Below are 15,397 nucleotides of genomic sequence, written 5' to 3'. Positions count from 1 at the left end.
CTCCTACATAAAGGCTGCTTTTACAGTCTTGTTCCCTTTTTTACTTCAATGAGTGTCTTATCCTTATTCAGTTCCACACCAAATCCCGGCTTATCGCTGACTTTCAGCTTACCGTTAACCGGCATTGGCTCATCCTTCAGCAGCGGATAATACTGCGGAACCACCTTATCAGCCTGCGGCGCCATCATCAGGCACTCTGTGATCGGTGAATTTGTTTTCGTTGTTACATAATGATAACTGTATGTACCGCTTCCATGAGGAATTACCAGTTTGCCGTGCGCTTCTGCCATGTTACCGATCTTAATCAGTTCTGTCATACCACCGCACCAGCCGACATCAGGCTGAATAACATCCAGGTCACAGTCCTCGATCAACATGCGGAAACCGAACTTGGAAGCTTCATGCTCACCGCCTGTTACCATGATCTGGTTACCCGCTGCTTTTTTAAGGTCGCGGTATGACCAGTAATCATCTGGGTTGAAACACTCTTCGATCCAGTTAAACTTCAGGTCTGCAGAAGCCTGCATCAGGCGTTTCGCATAGTAAAGGTCAAGCGCCATCCAGCAGTCCCACATCAGCAGGAAGTCATCCCCGCACTTTTCACGCATATCAGCCGCCAGTTCAATGCTTTTCCTCAGGCCTTCCATTCCATCTGCCTGTCCGTAAACAAGCGGAATCTTTCCACCGACAAATCCCATATCCTTTGCAAGGTCAGGTCTCGGTCCTGTAGCGTAAAATGTCAGTTCCTCGCGAACCTTTCCTCCCAGCATCGCATATACCGGTTCTTCTCTTAACTTGCCGAGCAGATCCCAGAGCGCCAGGTCGACTGCAGATATCGCGTTCATTACCACGCCTTTACGTCCATAGTAAAGAGAGGCACGATACATCTGATCCCAGATGATCTCTATCTCATTGGCATCCTTGCCCACAACAAAGCGGTCAAGATGATTCATAACCAGCCATGCCGCCGGATATCCGCCCGTCGTAATACCGAATCCAGTTACACCGTTATCCGCCTCAACTTCCACTACAAGAGTCTTCAGCGCATTAATTCCAAAGCTGGATCTGGTTGCCTTATACTCCGGATAGATGCTCATAGGAGTTGCAATCTGCTTAACAATCCAATGATCTTCACTCTGATCATGATAATCAGCGCCACCTCCTTCGACTACATAAGCACGGATTGCTGCAATCTTTCTTCCCATTAATGCCATAATAAGTACCTTCCTTTCTTTTCTTTAAAATGACACATTTAAAGTTTACTCCGTTCCATTGATTCATATATGTGAATCAAATTCTCATTTCATAAACAGTTTATCATTTCTTTATAATTAAGTCAAGATTCAACGATTTTTTCCACACTATAGTCAAAAACCGCAGTTCGTTTTTGTGCAAGATGTACAATCATTATGTATCCGTCCACTTTTGCAGGATTGATTTTTTAAGGATTATAAAGTATACTGATTGAGTTGTTAACTGACTGTCAGGCATACCGGTATTCAGCCTGCTTCGCTGAAACATCGTATTCGCTGCCGGAGCTTTCGTTTTTATAGGAGAGGGTAAAATATCTATTATGTTTATTATAAATTTTATATCTGATTTTTGATTATCCGCATAAACACTATACTTTCAAGCATTTTGAAATATAGGAAAGCACTCATTTTACCACGAATTTACCACGATTGAATGAGCCTTGATATGACGTAAGAATTTGAAAAGGACACCGTATAGTTTGGTGTCCTTTTACATGAAAATCATTAGTCGCTATTGATTGTTATTATACATTTTGTTAATTGTTCTTATTTCTTTTACGTTTTTTACCGAAAATCATGAGTATTGTCCGAGAGTGATTGGTCTTGCGTATGGTTAACCCTAAAGTTATGGAAATAAGACTTAGAAGCAAACTTAAGAGTGTGTTGATAGTGCATTATCTTAGATAAAGTCCGTATAATTGTGTAAAAGTAAAAAGGCCATATAACAGTCCTTTTACGGTACAATGTTTTTAACGACAAAAACATACCCAGGAGGACTTTTACATGACCCAAGTACATTTTACACTGAAAAGCGAAGAGATTCAAAGCATTATTGAATATTCTGTAAAGGATGACGTTTCTAAAAATATTTTAACAACGGTATTTAATCAACTAATGGAAAATCAACGAACAGAATATATTCAAGCAAAAGAATATGAACGAACAGAAAACCGACAAAGTCAACGAAATGGCTATTATGAGCGCAGCTTTACGACACGTGTAGGCACGCTAGAATTAAAAGTACCCAGAACACGTGATGGCCATTTTTCACCCACAGTGTTTGAACGTTATCAACGAAACGAAAAAGCCCTCATGGCTTCAATGTTGGAAATGTATGTATCAGGCGTTTCAACTCGTAAAGTATCAAAAATTGTGGAAGAACTTTGTGGTAAATCCGTCTCTAAGTCCTTCGTTTCTAGCTTAACAGAACAGCTAGAACCTATGGTTAACGAGTGGCAGAATCGTTTATTATCAGAAAAAAATTATCCTTACTTAATGACCGATGTACTCTATATAAAAGTACGAGAAGAAAATCGAGTACTCTCAAAAAGCTGTCATATAGCGATTGGAATAACCAAAGATGGCGACCGTGAAATTATCGGCTTCATGATTCAAAGTGGCGAAAGCGAAGAGACCTGGACAACATTTTTTGAATACCTAAAAGAACGCGGTTTACAAGGTACGGAACTCGTTATTTCTGATGCGCACAAAGGATTAGTCTCTGCCATTAGAAAATCCTTCACCAACGTAAGTTGGCAAAGATGCCAAGTTCACTTCCTAAGAAATATCTTTACCACCATTCCTAAAAAAAATTCAAAATCTTTCAGAGAAGCTGTTAAAGGAATTTTTAAGTTCACAGATATTAACTTAGCGCGTGAGGCTAAAAATCGATTGATTCATGATTATATCGATCAACCAAAATATTCAAAAGCTTGCGCATCATTGGATGATGGATTCGAAGACGCCTTTCAATATACCGTACAAGGAAATTCCCACAATCGACTAAAGAGTACCAATCTAATTGAACGACTGAATCAAGAAGTACGCAGAAGAGAAAAGATTATTCGCATCTTCCCCAATCAAACATCAGCCAATCGCTTAATTGGAGCCGTTCTTATGGACCTACATGATGAATGGATTTATTCTTCAAGAAAATACATCAATTTTGATAAGTAGAAATGGTAAAAACATTGTATAGCATTTTACACAGGAGTCTGGACTTGACTTTATCTTAAAATTTTGTATAATAGGAATTGAAGTTAAATTAGATGCTAAAAATTTGTAATTAAGAAGGAGGGATTCGTCATGTTGGTATTCCAAATGCGTAATGTAGATAAAACATCTACTGTTTTGAAACAGACTAAAAACAGTGATTACGCAGATAAATAAATACGTTAGATTAATTCCTACCAGTGACTAATCTTATGACTTTTTAAACAGATAACTAAAATTACAAACAAATCGTTTAACTTCTGTATTTATTTATAGATGTAATCACTTCAGGAGTGATTACATGAACAAAAATATAAAATATTCTCAAAACTTTTTAACGAGTGAAAAAGTACTCAACCAAATAATAAAACAATTGAATTTAAAAGAAACCGATACCGTTTACGAAATTGGAACAGGTAAAGGGCATTTAACGACGAAACTGGCTAAAATAAGTAAACAGGTAACGTCTATTGAATTAGACAGTCATCTATTCAACTTATCGTCAGAAAAATTAAAACTGAACATTCGTGTCACTTTAATTCACCAAGATATTCTACAGTTTCAATTCCCTAACAAACAGAGGTATAAAATTGTTGGGAATATTCCTTACCATTTAAGCACACAAATTATTAAAAAAGTGGTTTTTGAAAGCCATGCGTCTGACATCTATCTGATTGTTGAAGAAGGATTCTACAAGCGTACCTTGGATATTCACCGAACACTAGGGTTGCTCTTGCACACTCAAGTCTCGATTCAGCAATTGCTTAAGCTGCCAGCGGAATGCTTTCATCCTAAACCAAAAGTAAACAGTGTCTTAATAAAACTTACCCGCCATACCACAGATGTTCCAGATAAATATTGGAAGCTATATACGTACTTTGTTTCAAAATGGGTCAATCGAGAATATCGTCAACTGTTTACTAAAAATCAGTTTCATCAAGCAATGAAACACGCCAAAGTAAACAATTTAAGTACCGTTACTTATGAGCAAGTATTGTCTATTTTTAATAGTTATCTATTATTTAACGGGAGGAAATAATTCTATGAGTCGCTTTTGTAAATTTGGAAAGTTACACGTTACTAAAGGGAATGTAGATAAATTATTAGGTATACTACTGACAGCTTCCAAGGAGCTAAAGCGCTCGGGACCCCATTAAGTATTTTTAAAAGCATGGTCGCAAGTTTCACTAGCAGCCATGCTTTTATTGAATCATTGTAGGACATTTTAAAGATAATTGCCCACTTTAAAATTAAACATGTGCTTAGAATCGTTCTAGGCAACACCAATAACAATCACTAATCACAAGTGATTTGTGATTAATCACTTGTGATTTACAAGGTGTAACGATATAATTAAATGGAAAACGTGCAAAATATTTACATAAACAGGAGGGAGAAACTTGGAACTAGCATTTAGAGAAAGCTTAAAAAAGATGAGAGGTACCAAATCAAAAGAAAAATTCTCCCAAGAATTAGAAATGAGTAGATCAAATTATTCATTGATTGAATCAGGAAAATCAGATCCGACATTAAAAACATTGGAACGAATTGCAGAATTGACAAACTCAACCTTAGTTATTGACTTAATTCCTAATGAATTAGAACAAGTAGAGTTGCAAATAGAAGAAGAGAAGCAATGATTGTCGTTAATATATTTAACGAAATTGTTGCTTATTTTTTTTAAAAGCGGTATACTAGATATAACGAAACAACGAACTGAATAAAGAATACAAAAAAAGAGCCACGACCAACTTATTTTCCGCCAAGAAAATAAGTTGCGAGCCTTAATTGATTACCACCAATCAATTAAAGAAGTCGAGACCCGAAATTTGGTAAAGTATTTAATTACTTTATTAATCAGATACTTAAATATCTGTAAACCCATTATATCGGGTTTTTGAGGGAATTTCAAGTCTTTAAGAAGATACCAGGCAATCAATTAAGAAAAACTTAGTTGATTGCCTTTTTTGTTGTGATTCAACTTTGATCGTAGCTTCTAACTAATTAATTTTCGTAAGAAAGGAGAACAGCTGAATGAATATCCCTTTTGTTGTAGAAACTGTGCTTCATGACGGCTTGTTAAAGTACAAATTTAAAAATAGTAAAATTCGCTCAATCACTACCAAGCCAGGTAAAAGCAAAGGGGCTATTTTTGCGTATCGCTCAAAAAAAAGCATGATTGGCGGACGTGGCGTTGTTCTGACTTCCGAAGAAGCGATTCACGAAAATCAAGATACATTTACGCATTGGACACCAAACGTTTATCGTTATGGTACGTATGCAGACGAAAACCGTTCATACACGAAAGGACATTCTGAAAACAATTTAAGACAAATCAATACCTTCTTTATTGATTTTGATATTCACACGGCAAAAGAAACTATTTCAGCAAGCGATATTTTAACAACAGCTATTGATTTAGGTTTTATGCCTACGTTAATTATCAAATCTGATAAAGGTTATCAAGCATATTTTGTTTTAGAAACGCCAGTTTATGTGACTTCAAAATCAGAATTTAAATCTGTCAAAGCAGCCAAAATAATCTCGCAAAATATCCGAGAATATTTTGGAAAGTCTTTGCCAGTTGATCTAACGTGCAATCATTTTGGGATTGCTCGTATACCAAGAACGGACAATGTAGAATTTTTTGATCCCAATTACCGTTATTCTTTCAAAGAATGGCAAGATTGGTCTTTCAAACAAACAGATAATAAGGGCTTTACTCGTTCAAGTCTAACGGTTTTAAGCGGTACAGAAGGCAAAAAACAAGTAGATGAACCCTGGTTTAATCTCTTATTGCACGAAACGAAATTTTCAGGAGAAAAGGGTTTAATAGGGCGTAATAACGTCATGTTTACCCTCTCTTTAGCCTACTTTAGTTCAGGCTATTCAATCGAAACGTGCGAATATAATATGTTTGAGTTTAATAATCGATTAGATCAACCCTTAGAAGAAAAAGAAGTGATTAAACTTGTTAGAAGTGCCTATTCAGAAAACTATCAAGGGGCTAATAGGGAATACATTACCATTCTTTGCAAAGCTTGGGTATCAAGTGATTTAACCAGTAAAGATTTATTTGTCCGTCAAGGGTGGTTTAAATTCAAGAAAAAAAGAAGTGAACGTCAACGTGTTCATTTGTCAGAATGGAAAGAAGATTTAATGGCTTATATTAGCGAAAAAAGTGATGTATACAAGCCTTATTTGGTGACGACTAAAAAAGAGATTAGAGAAGCGCTAGGCATTCCTGAGCGGACATTAGATAAATTGCTGAAGGTACTGAAGGCGAATCAGGAAATTTTCTTTAAGATTAAACCAGGAAGAAATGGTGGCATTCAACTTGCTAGTGTTAAATCATTGTTGCTATCGATCATTAAAGTAAAAAAAGAAGAAAAAGAAAGCTATATAAAGGCGCTGTCAGAGTTTTTTGACTTAGAACATACATTCATTCAAGAGACTTTAAACAAGCTAGCAGAACGCCCAAAAACGGACACACAACTCGATTTGTTTAGCTATGATACAGGCTGAAAATAGATAAAGTCAAGTCCAGACTCCTGTGTAAAATGCTATACAATGTTTTTACCATTTCTACTTATCAAAATTGATGTATTTTCTTGAAGAATAAATCCATTCATCATGTAGGTCCATAAGAACGGCTCCAATTAAGCGATTGGCTGATGTTTGATTGGGGAAGATGCGAATAATCTTTTCTCTTCTGCGTACTTCTTGATTCAGTCGTTCAATTAGATTGGTACTCTTTAGTCGATTGTGGGAATTTCCTTGTACGGTATATTGAAAGGCGTCTTCGAATCCATCATCCAATGATGCGCAAGCTTTTGAATATTTTGGTTGATCGATATAATCATGAATCAATCGATTTTTAGCCTCACGCGCTAAGTTAATATCTGTGAACTTAAAAATTCCTTTAACAGCTTCTCTGAAAGATTTTGAATTTTTTTTAGGAATGGTGGTAAAGATATTTCTTAGGAAGTGAACTTGGCATCTTTGCCAACTTACGTTGGTGAAGGATTTTCTAATGGCAGAGACTAATCCTTTGTGCGCATCAGAAATAACGAGTTCCGTACCTTGTAAACCGCGTTCTTTTAGGTATTCAAAAAATGTTGTCCAGGTCTCTTCGCTTTCGCCACTTTGAATCATGAAGCCGATAATTTCACGGTCGCCATCTTTGGTTATTCCAATCGCTATATGACAGCTTTTTGAGAGTACTCGATTTTCTTCTCGTACTTTTATATAGAGTACATCGGTCATTAAGTAAGGATAATTTTTTTCTGATAATAAACGATTCTGCCACTCGTTAACCATAGGTTCTAGCTGTTCTGTTAAGCTAGAAACGAAGGACTTAGAGACGGATTTACCACAAAGTTCTTCCACAATTTTTGATACTTTACGAGTTGAAACGCCTGATACATACATTTCCAACATTGAAGCCATGAGGGCTTTTTCGTTTCGTTGATAACGTTCAAACACTGTGGGTGAAAAATGGCCATCACGTGTTCTGGGTACTTTTAATTCTAGCGTGCCTACACGTGTCGTAAAGCTGCGCTCATAATAGCCATTTCGTTGACTTTGTCGGTTTTCTGTTCGTTCATATTCTTTTGCTTGAATATATTCTGTTCGTTGATTTTCCATTAGTTGATTAAATACCGTTGTTAAAATATTTTTAGAAACGTCATCCTTTACAGAATATTCAATAATGCTTTGAATCTCTTCGCTTTTCAGTGTAAAATGTACTTGGGTCATGTAAAAGTCCTCCTGGGTATGTTTTTGTCGTTAATAAAACAGCTAATACACCGGTTGAACCAGCAAACATAGAAGTAAACAATCCTACGTTTGTCATATCACCTGTTTTTACAGGGTTCTTTTGTCCGCTAGGCTTTGTTGGAGTAGTTGGCTTGCTCGGTTTCTGTGGCTGTTGTGGACTTACAGGTTTATTTGTTACTTTTTCTTTTACGGTAACTGTAATTGTTTTTTCAGTAATTGCACCATTTTTATCTACTACACGGAAAGTTACATGATAAGTGCCAGCCTTAGAAGTATCTACATCATTTGCAATAATGTTATCTTTTGTTAAAATAATCGTTCCGTCCTCTTTATCTGTTGCTGTCACATTTGCCAATGGGTCGAACGTATCGCCTACATTCAATGTAACATCATTTGCTGAAATGATTGGAGCAGAGTTAAGGTCGCCTGTATTTTGTTTCACAGTTACAGTAATCGTTTTTTTAGCAGAAGCTCCGTTTTTATCTGTTACTTTATAAGTCACATGGTAAGTACCAGCCTTAGAAGTATCTACATCATTTGCAACAATATTATCTTTTGTCAAAGTGATAGTTCCGTCCTCTTTATCTGTTGCTGTTACATTTGCCAATGGGTCGAAAGTATCGCCTACATTCAATGTAACATCATTTGCAGAAATAGTTGGTGCTGTATTATCTTCTCCTTGTGAGTTTAACGATAATTCTACTTTTAAAACAACGTTTCCGTCTTTATAAGTACCGCAATCATACTCATAAGTAACTGGTTTTTTTACATCATCTACCGTTATAATTCCTGTATCTTTATCTAAAGTTCCATTTGCAGTAACTTTTACTTTTGAAATATCTATTCCTTGTTCAACATCTTTTTTTAAGTCGATTTTATTCCCTTTAATATCAATATAACCGTTGCCTACAAAAGCATGATTATTTTCAAGAACTTTATTCTCTCCGACATTTAACCAGTATAAATCATCGCAAATTAATTTTTTAATTTTTGTGTTTTTACTTATATCAAGACCTCTTATCCCTTGTTCAAAAATTTCACCGCAACGTAGCATTTCAAGTTCTAAATTATTGCTTAAATCTAATTTTTTAATAGTTGTATCATGACAAAAAAGGCGTGTCAGTTTTGTGTTTTTTGTTACATCTAATTCAGCTATATTTGTCATATAACATGATAGTTGTTTCAAATTAGGGTTCTTACTTATATCAAGTGTTTTTACTTTTGTATCTCCTATATCTAAAGTGACTAATTGCGGATTATGTGTGACATCAAGTTCCATTAATCCTGTATTGCTACAAGATAGTTGTTCTAAGTTAGGATTGTTTGTTACATCTAAATTGGAAATAGAGGTACTATCTGCAAATAACGTATTCAATTTTTCATTCTTAGATACATCAAGACTGTTAATTGATGTATTATCGCAAACGAAAGCTTCCAAATTCGGATAACGTGTTAAATCAACGCTTCTTACTTTTGAAGAACGACAATCTAATCTTTTTAAAGATGAGTTTTTAACCGGACTTAAGTCTGAAACAGAAGTCGTAGAAACATCTAAAGACTGCAAATTTGTTAGATATTGAATACCCTCTAATGAAGATATCGTTTTCATATCATGCAAGTTTAAGAATTGGGCTTTTGATATTTCATCAACAGATAACACACTATCGCCGTCTTTATCAAATTCTGCAATGATTTGTTCTCTAAATACTTTGTCTGGAAAATGTGCTTCATCAATAGCAATGCTTCCAGCTTTTACTTCTGTATTTTTGCTTGCTTCAACGGTCTTATCTTCGGTAACCACTTCTTTTTCTGGTGTTGCAGGTGTTTCCTGTTTTGTACTTTCTTCTTTTAAAGTTTCTGCATTTTCAGCAGTTTCTTCCTGTTCCTTGTCTGTTATATTCTCTTGTACTTCTGCGTTTTCTGTTTTCTGTTCCACAGGAACTTGCTCTGTCTTGTTTTCTTCTACAACGGCTTCCTGCACAACTTCTGTGTTTTCCTGTGCCATGACAGGAGTAGGAAGCCCTGTAAGTGCAGTTGTTGTTCCAATCATCAATGCGGAACTTACTGCAAGGACTTGTTTTTTCTTCATAGTTTGTTCACTCCTTATTTTTCATAAATTCTTTGCATAGAAAAACGCACAAACTCCCCCTTATAACTGGATAATCTGTGCGTTCTGTTTATTATTGATAGAATTGAAAAAAGGGCAGAATTTACTTGTCTGTCTGTCTGTCTGTCTGTCTGTCGCAAGCGTAACAATGTGTGAACATGACTGTCAACCCTTTCTTTCAAAAAAATTCAATCCTTGCTTCTATACAAAAAACATTATACTGGAAACAAACACCTCTTTCAATCTTTTTATGCGTGCAAGATAAAAAAATTGAGACATCACACTTTTCCTTTTTTCCTCTTGAGTACCCACAACAGAAAAGAAAAAGCCCTGTCAAGAGCTTGCCACCATTGGTGGTGCTTTGCACTCTTGATCGGGCTTTTTGTTTGCTGTATCTTCTCGCAAGAGGAAAAAGATTACTCGTCCTCATCATCAAAATGGTTATTCCTTAATACTTCCCGTAACAGTTCCATATCCTCTTTTGAGTTCGGATTTATCATTTTCACGACTTGATAAGGTGTCCTATATTTATGTCCCTCTATGCTTTCCCCAAACATATCCATACTGTATAAATCATCATAGCGGTCTAGTAATTTTTGAAACTTCAAATGCTGGATAAATTCTTTGATTGGGTAAAGGTCGGACGCTTCAATGCTTTTCCCGTTGATATAGTCTGTAATGTATTCCCGTAACTTTTCCAACTCATATTCCAGCCATTCTTCCTCGCTGTCAAAGAAGTTATCATAGTGTCCGTGTTTCAGTTCTGCATTTAGACGTTCTTCTGTTCTTAAAAACTGACAGACTTCTTTTTCAGACTGATTGACATACTTCCATTCTCCCGATAATAATTCATTCGGCGTTACGTCCAGCACTTCCATTATCTTTTCCAGCGTTTCATAAGCAGGATAGTTCAACCCTCTTTCAATCTTGGAAAGGCTCTGCATATTGATACCGATTTTGTCCGCAAGTTCCTGTTGTTTCATTCCCCTAAATTTTCTTATGGTCTGTATATTATTTCCTAAATGGCTTATTTTCATTGCACAACCCTCCATATCTCGTTATATCTTCACTGTTATAAGTCTATCATGCTTAATATGATTTGTAAAGACAAAAAAAGATATTGACAAATAAGCATATAAGAATTACTATGCTATTGTGAGTGAATAAGCACAATAGCATGAAATACAAAAACATTCAAAAAGAAATACCCATCTGATTAAACCCGTAGATATGAATATTGGTTGAAATGGAACTTGTTAGAAAAGGCAAAACAGGACTTGCTGACAAAGTATTTCTGACACGGTGGCGGAAGCCTCTCAGGCTTACCGCCATGACACCTTGTGTCAAGGGGAAGAAATGCTTTGTCGGCTGGCGAGCCTGCGAGCCTTGACTGTGCCCCCGTTATCTAACAGGGGGGCACTATTTCACAAAAGACAAGTCAAAAACCATACAACCCCAAACCTGTGAGTAGTAATGAGAAGTTTTAAGAAGATAGTAATTTCACATTCTTTTGAATAGTGGTTTACAGGTATTTCAAGGCTGTTGTGGGATTGGAGGAATACAATGAACAATTTAGAATTTGCACTTGAAATGAAGAACAAACGTCTTGCAAGCGGTCTTTCACAAGGAGAACTTGCAAGTCTTACCCATGTATCAAGATATAGTATCAACCGCTTTGAGAACGGAAAAGCCAACGCAAGTAAAGAAACACAGAACATTATCCTGCGTTGTCTGAATTACTATGTCTGTGATAAGCCTTTTTATCTGCTCGTTGATTATCTGTCTGTCCGTTTTCCAACGACTGACGCATTAGAAGTTATCCGAAAGGTGCTTGGCATGAAAGCGGACTATTTTATCCATTATGACTATGGGTATTATGGCTATAAGGAGCATTATGCCTACGGGGAAATCAAGGTCATGGCTTCTGATGATGAACACATGGGTGTATTTTTAGAATTAAAAGGGGCAGGCTCACGCAACATGGAATATGTCTTACAGGCACAGAACAGGGATTGGTATTCATTTTTAAACCGCTGTCTTGACTGTGGCGGTGTTATCCGACGTTTTGACTTGGCAATCAATGATATGTGCGGTCTGCTGGATATTCCCGTTTTGTCTGAAAAATACAAAAATGGCGGTGCGGATTGTCGCTGTAAAAACTATGAAAATGTACAAGGTGGAAAACTAAGCGGAAAAAACCGTAATTTAGCAAGTACCCTTTATATCGGCTCAAAGGCAAGCACAAAATATTTCTGCCTGTATGAAAAACAAAAGGAACAGGCAACCAAAAAGAAACATACGGATATTATCAACCGTTTTGAAATTCGTCTGCGTGATAAAAAGGCAGTACAGGCAGTTGAGGAATTGTTATTGACATATAACCCTCATGGGTTGGTGTTTTACCTTATTACTGATTTTGTGCAATTTCCCGATTATCCGCTGTGGGAGATATTCATTTCCCATGACAGTTTACCTTTTGAAATGAACCCCGTACCTGTCAATATGGAACGCACTCTGCAATGGCTGGAAAGACAGGTCATGCCGTCAATCGTGATGATAGAGGAAATCGACAGGCTGACAGGCTCAAACTACATGAAAATGATTGATGAATGTACCAACCTTTCCGAAAAACAGGAAATGCTTGTAGAACAGATGTGTACGGATATAGCAGATGTAATCGAAAGTGAGGGGGTGTTTTATGAGTAATGCACAGGATATTCCCGTATGGGAAAAATATACCCTTACCATTGAAGAAGCGTCAAAGTATTTCCGTATCGGAGAAAACAAGTTAAGACGCTTAGCAGAGGAAAACAAGGACGCTGGCTGGCTCATTATGAATGGCAACCGCATACAGATTAAACGCCGACAGTTTGAACAGGTTATTGACAAATTGGACGCAATCTAATGCAAATGAGCCTTGTATGTGTTATGATGAACACAAGTCATATCAAGGCTCTTTCCAACAAGGAAAGGAGCAGACACCATGAAAGAAAAAAGACGGGATAGTAAAGGACGTATCCTGCATACTGGAGAGAGCCAACGAACAGACGGGAAATACTTATATAAATATGTAGACGCATTTGGAAACACAAAATATGTGTATGCTTGGAGATTGACACCCACAGACCCGACACCAAAGGAAAAACGGGAAAAACCCTCACTTCGTGAACTGGAACAGCAGATAAGACGGGATATTGAGGACGGTATCGACAGCACAGGCAAGAAAATGACGCTTTGCCAACTCTATGCCAAACAGAACTTACAGAGGGCGAATGTGAAGAAAAGCACACAAAAACAACGGGAACAACTCATGCGGTTATTGAAAGAGGACAAGTTGGGTGCTAGGAGCATTGATGCGATAAAACCCTCTGACGCTAAGGAATGGGCGTTACGCATGAAAGATAAAGGCTTTTCCTATAACACCATTAACAACCATAAACGCTCGTTAAAAGCGTCATTCTATATCGCCATACAAGACGATTGTGTAAGGAAGAACCCTTTTGATTTTAAGTTAAGTGAAGTCCTAGAAAATGATACCAAAGAGAAAGTCGCATTGACAGAGGAACAGGAACAAGCCTTACTCTCATTTATCAAGACAGACAATGTGTATCACAAGCATTATGATGATGTGCTGATACTGTTAAAGACTGGACTTCGTATCTCGGAACTGTGCGGACTGACAGTAGCTGATATTGATTTCAAGAATGAAGTTGTAATTATCGACCACCAGTTACTAAAGAGCAAGGAACAGGGCTATTATATTGAAACGCCTAAGACGAAAAGCGGAATAAGACAAGTGCCATTAAGTAGAGAAACAATACAGGCATTTCAACGGGTTATGAAGAAACGCCCAAAGGCAGAACCATTTGTGATAGACGGACAGAGCAATTTCTTATTTGTCAATCATAAAGGCAAGCCCAAAGTTGCGATTGATTACAACGCCTTATTTGTCCGTATGGTAAAGAAATATAACAAGCACCACAAGGACAATCCCTTGCCACATATCACACCGCATACGCTACGCCATACATTCTGCACAAGACTGGCAAGCAAGAACATGAACCCAAAAGATTTACAGTATATCATGGGACATTCAAACATTAGTATCACAATGAACTGGTACGCTCATGCGTCCATAGATACCGCAAAATCAGAGGTTCAGCGTCTAATCGCATAGAAGTATTTACCACGATTTTAACCACGCTTGATAGCGAAAATATAAGAAGATAGACCTAGATATGTGAGGTTTACCACAAAAGCAAAATGCCCGTAGAGCCTATAAAATAAGGCTTTGCGGACATTTAAGGAGATATAAAAAGATAGTCAAAAAGACATATATAATTTCTATTAATTTTTAATCAACTGCTGAAAATGCTCATTATTATGATATTGGCGTTTGCCTGCTACAGGCTGAAGATCGTAAGCCAGGAAGGAAACAGAAGTATATCCAATCTGCTCCTTATGATTGTCAACCCCTGCCTGATTATTACTGTATATCAGACAGACTATGACGCCAGACTTGTCAGAGGTCTTTTGACCGCATTTGCGGCCGCTTTTGCTGCCCATATCATAGCCATTTTGATTGCCCGTTTTCTGGTGCCTGAGAAAAATAACCCGAATTATTATCTCGACCGCTTTGGCTCGATCTATTCCAATTGCGGCTTTATCGGAATTCCACTGATCTACAGTGTGCTGGGAAATGAAGGGGTCTTCTATCTCACCGCCTATATGACCATGTTTAATCTGTTTACATGGACTCACGGGCTCAGCCTGCTGGAGAATAAGTTCTCTTTGCGACAGCTGAAAGAGGGGCTGCTATCTCCTATGATCCTTGCTACCTGTGCCGCTCTTCTTCTATTTTTTGCACAGCTTCGGATTCCTGCCGCTGTTCTGGATTCTATGGATTATATAGCGGATATGAATACGCCTCTTGCCATGATGGTTGCCGGCTTTTCTGTTGCACAGGCTGACCTGAAGAAAATATTCGGACATTTGCACATCTACTGGGTCAGCTTTCTGAAACTGATCGCTGTGCCGCTGGCCGTGACCGTATTTTTATACCTGCTTCGTATAGACCACGACATCGCATATACTACCTTAATCGCAGCGTCATGTCCTACAGCAACCACAATGACAATGATGTCAATTCGTTATAAAAGAAACTATACATATGCATCAGAAATTTTTGCATTTACTACCGTTTTATCTATGGTGACGATTCCTTTCGTTACTTTTATTGCCGGATTTTTAATAAAATAGAAATTTC

The 15,397-nt window shown here is 37.2% G+C and carries 13 protein-coding genes; 9 read left to right on the top strand and 4 right to left on the bottom strand.

Annotation, left to right across the window (positions count from 1 at the left end; genetic code table 11):
* Nucleotides 1-20 precede the first annotated feature (20 nt).
* Complete coding sequence (gene rhmD / locus MWG26_RS06795; protein ID WP_025655270.1) at nt 21-1,214, bottom strand: L-rhamnonate dehydratase; 1,194 nt, start codon at nt 1,212-1,214, stop codon at nt 21-23.
* A gap of 822 nt (nt 1,215-2,036) precedes the next feature.
* Between rhmD and MWG26_RS06790 the strand changes: the two genes are divergently transcribed.
* The 5 genes from MWG26_RS06790 (at nt 2,037) to MWG26_RS06770 (ending at nt 6,770) form a co-directional block, all read left to right on the top strand.
* Nucleotides 2,037-3,209 carry an IS256-like element IS256 family transposase gene (locus MWG26_RS06790; protein WP_000195429.1) on the top strand — a complete coding sequence of 391 codons (1,173 nt, stop codon included), beginning with the start codon at nt 2,037-2,039 and terminating at the stop codon, nt 3,207-3,209.
* Nucleotides 3,210-3,338: 129 nt separating this feature from the next.
* Nucleotides 3,339-3,422 carry a 23S rRNA methyltransferase attenuation leader peptide gene (locus tag MWG26_RS06785; protein WP_001814874.1) on the top strand — a complete coding sequence of 28 codons (84 nt, stop codon included), beginning with the start codon at nt 3,339-3,341 and terminating at the stop codon, nt 3,420-3,422.
* Nucleotides 3,423-3,546: 124 nt separating this feature from the next.
* A complete protein-coding gene (gene erm(B), locus MWG26_RS06780; protein WP_001038790.1) occupies nt 3,547-4,284 on the top strand; it encodes a 23S rRNA (adenine(2058)-N(6))-methyltransferase Erm(B) in 738 nt (245 codons plus the stop codon).
* A gap of 361 nt (nt 4,285-4,645) precedes the next feature.
* Nucleotides 4,646-4,885, top strand: a complete 240-nt coding sequence (locus tag MWG26_RS06775; protein WP_002380754.1) for a helix-turn-helix transcriptional regulator — start codon at nt 4,646-4,648, stop codon at nt 4,883-4,885.
* A 394-nt stretch (nt 4,886-5,279) separates the two neighbouring features.
* Entirely contained in the window at nt 5,280-6,770 is a 1,491-nt protein-coding gene (locus MWG26_RS06770; RefSeq protein ID WP_002380753.1) for a primase C-terminal domain-containing protein, read from the top strand.
* A 60-nt stretch (nt 6,771-6,830) separates the two neighbouring features.
* Here MWG26_RS06770 and MWG26_RS06765 read toward each other — a convergent pair whose 3' ends face one another.
* The 3 genes from MWG26_RS06765 to MWG26_RS06755 form a co-directional block, all read right to left on the bottom strand.
* A complete protein-coding gene (locus MWG26_RS06765; RefSeq protein ID WP_000195429.1) occupies nt 6,831-8,003 on the bottom strand; it encodes an IS256-like element IS256 family transposase in 1,173 nt (390 codons plus the stop codon).
* Entirely contained in the window at nt 7,951-10,113 is a 2,163-nt protein-coding gene (locus tag MWG26_RS06760; RefSeq protein ID WP_021361842.1) for an immunoglobulin-like domain-containing protein, read from the bottom strand. The genes MWG26_RS06765 and MWG26_RS06760 overlap by 53 nt, the downstream gene beginning before the upstream one ends.
* A gap of 434 nt (nt 10,114-10,547) precedes the next feature.
* Nucleotides 10,548-11,168 carry a helix-turn-helix domain-containing protein gene (locus MWG26_RS06755; protein WP_009242236.1) on the bottom strand — a complete coding sequence of 207 codons (621 nt, stop codon included), beginning with the start codon at nt 11,166-11,168 and terminating at the stop codon, nt 10,548-10,550.
* Nucleotides 11,169-11,694: 526 nt separating this feature from the next.
* On the opposite strand from MWG26_RS06755, the gene MWG26_RS06750 reads away from it, so the two are divergent.
* From MWG26_RS06750 to MWG26_RS06735, 4 genes are all read left to right on the top strand, one after another.
* Complete coding sequence (locus MWG26_RS06750) at nt 11,695-12,837, top strand: XRE family transcriptional regulator (protein ID WP_021361841.1); 1,143 nt, start codon at nt 11,695-11,697, stop codon at nt 12,835-12,837.
* Nucleotides 12,830-13,036 (top strand): excisionase, encoded by a 207-nt coding sequence (locus tag MWG26_RS06745; protein ID WP_002341493.1) that lies wholly within the window; start codon nt 12,830-12,832, stop codon nt 13,034-13,036. Before MWG26_RS06750 ends, MWG26_RS06745 begins: the two co-directional genes overlap by 8 nt.
* A 78-nt stretch (nt 13,037-13,114) precedes the next feature.
* The gene (locus tag MWG26_RS06740) at nt 13,115-14,308 is read left to right on the top strand and encodes a site-specific integrase (protein WP_021361840.1); all 1,194 of its coding nucleotides are present in this window, start codon (nt 13,115-13,117) and stop codon (nt 14,306-14,308) included.
* A 173-nt stretch (nt 14,309-14,481) separates the two neighbouring features.
* Entirely contained in the window at nt 14,482-15,390 is a 909-nt protein-coding gene (locus MWG26_RS06735; protein WP_276519067.1) for an AEC family transporter, read from the top strand.
* The last annotated feature ends 7 nt before the right edge of the window (nt 15,391-15,397 follow it).

The sequence above is a fragment of the Faecalicatena contorta genome, from assembly GCF_022835095.1.
Taxonomy (GTDB): Bacteria; Bacillota; Clostridia; order Lachnospirales; family Lachnospiraceae; genus Faecalicatena; species Faecalicatena contorta.
This window is presented reverse-complemented; position numbering and strand designations above follow the sequence as displayed.

What these genes read in the sequence shown, in the direction of transcription:
- rhmD (WP_025655270.1), bottom strand. Translation starts at nt 1,214, where the DNA reads ATGGCATTAATGGGAAGAAAGATTGCAGCAATCCGTGCTTATGTAGTC.
- MWG26_RS06790 (WP_000195429.1), top strand. Translation starts at nt 2,037, where the DNA reads ATGACCCAAGTACATTTTACACTGAAAAGCGAAGAGATTCAAAGCATT.
- MWG26_RS06745 (WP_002341493.1), top strand. Translation starts at nt 12,830, where the DNA reads ATGAGTAATGCACAGGATATTCCCGTATGGGAAAAATATACCCTTACC.
- MWG26_RS06740 (WP_021361840.1), top strand. Translation starts at nt 13,115, where the DNA reads ATGAAAGAAAAAAGACGGGATAGTAAAGGACGTATCCTGCATACTGGA.
- MWG26_RS06770 (WP_002380753.1), top strand. Translation starts at nt 5,280, where the DNA reads ATGAATATCCCTTTTGTTGTAGAAACTGTGCTTCATGACGGCTTGTTA.
- MWG26_RS06765 (WP_000195429.1), bottom strand. Translation starts at nt 8,003, where the DNA reads ATGACCCAAGTACATTTTACACTGAAAAGCGAAGAGATTCAAAGCATT.
- MWG26_RS06755 (WP_009242236.1), bottom strand. Translation starts at nt 11,168, where the DNA reads ATGAAAATAAGCCATTTAGGAAATAATATACAGACCATAAGAAAATTT.
- MWG26_RS06785 (WP_001814874.1), top strand. Translation starts at nt 3,339, where the DNA reads ATGTTGGTATTCCAAATGCGTAATGTAGATAAAACATCTACTGTTTTG.
- MWG26_RS06750 (WP_021361841.1), top strand. Translation starts at nt 11,695, where the DNA reads ATGAACAATTTAGAATTTGCACTTGAAATGAAGAACAAACGTCTTGCA.
- MWG26_RS06760 (WP_021361842.1), bottom strand. Translation starts at nt 10,113, where the DNA reads ATGAAGAAAAAACAAGTCCTTGCAGTAAGTTCCGCATTGATGATTGGA.